Source organism: Streptomyces sp. 130, from assembly GCF_007096885.1.
In the GTDB taxonomy this organism is placed as follows: Bacteria; Actinomycetota; Actinomycetes; order Streptomycetales; family Streptomycetaceae; genus Streptomyces.
This window is the reverse complement of the sequence record NZ_VJNO01000101.1, coordinates 1-1,398: the sequence shown is the minus strand read 5'-3', so window position 1 is coordinate 1,398 and position 1,398 is coordinate 1. Positions and strand designations below refer to the sequence as shown.

Below are 1,398 nucleotides of genomic sequence, written 5' to 3'. Positions count from 1 at the left end.
ATTCCGGAGGTGTTCGCGGAGCAGGTGGCGCGGGTGCCGGGGGCGTTGGCGGTGGAGTTCGGTGAGGTGCGGTTGAGCTTTGCCGAGCTGGATGTGCGGGCGCGGCAGGTGGCGGGTTGGTTGCGTGAGCGGGGTGTGGGTGCGGAGTCGTTGGTCGCGATTCGTATGGAGCGGTGTGCGGAGCTGGTGATCGCGGAGTTGGGTGTTGCGATGGCCGGGGGTGCTTATGTGCCGTTGTTCCCGGAGTGGTCGCAGGAGCATTGCGCGCGGGTGTGTGAGTCGGCCGGGGTGGTTCTGACGGTGACGGCGGGTGATGTTGCTGCGACGGCTGGTCGTGTTCCGGTGGCTGGTTCTGGGGTGGTGGTGGCTCCGGATCAGTTGGCTTATGTGATGTTCACGTCGGGTTCGACGGGTGTGCCGAAGGGTGTGGCGGTTCGGCAGCGTGACGTGGTGGCGTTGGCGGGTGACGGTGCGTTTGCGGGTGGGGCGCATGGGCGGGTGTTGGTGCATTCGCCGCATTCGTTCGATGCGTCGACGTATGAGGTGTGGGTGCCGTTGCTGAATGGTGGTCAGGTGGTGGTGGCGCCGCCGGGCCGGGTGGATGCGGGTGAGCTGGCGTCCCTGATCCGTTCGAGTGGGGTGCGTGCGTTGTGGTTGACGGCGGGTTTGTTCGGGGTGATGGCGCAGGAGTATCCGGAGTGTTTTGCGGGTGTGGTGCAGGTGTGGGCTGGTGGTGATGTGGTGTCGCCGGCGGCGGTGCGGCGGGTGCAGGAGGTGTGTCCGGGGCTGGTTGTCGTCAATGGGTATGGGCCGACCGAGACGACGACGTTCGCGGCGTGTCATCGGATGGATGCTCTTGGGGCCGGGGTGTCGGAGGTGCCGATCGGGCGTCCGTTGGACGGGATGCGGGCGTATGTGCTGGATGCGCGGCTGCGGCGGGTCCCGCCGGGCACGGCGGGTGAGTTGTATGTCGCGGGCGCGGGACTGGCCCGGGGGTATGTCGGGCAGCCGGTGCTGACGGCGTCCAGGTTTGTGCCGGATCCCTACGCGGTTGGCGAGCGGTTGTATCGCACGGGTGATCTGGTGCGGTGGAGCCGTGAGGGGGAGCTGGAGTATCTGGGGCGTGCCGATGATCAGGTGAAGGTGCGTGGTTTCCGGATCGAGCTGGGGGAGATCGAGGCCGCGCTGGCGGCGCACCCATTGGTCGAGCGGGCGCTGGTGGTCGCCCGGACCACGGGTTCGGGGATCAAGCAGCTCATCGCTTACGTGACCGCCGGCAACGCCGAGCCGGGCGTGCTGCGGGAGTTCGTCGCGGAGCGGTTGCCGGAGTACATGGTCCCGGCCGTGGTCGTGGTCCTGGACGCCTTCCCGCTGACGACCAACGGCAAGATCGACCGC

1 protein-coding gene is annotated in these 1,398 nt (G+C 67.9%); it reads left to right on the top strand.

Translation table 11 applies throughout. From position 1 onward, the window contains the following. A partial coding sequence (locus tag FKN01_RS32160) for an amino acid adenylation domain-containing protein (protein WP_185993083.1) occupies window positions 1-1,398 on the top strand: 1,398 nt, incomplete at both ends.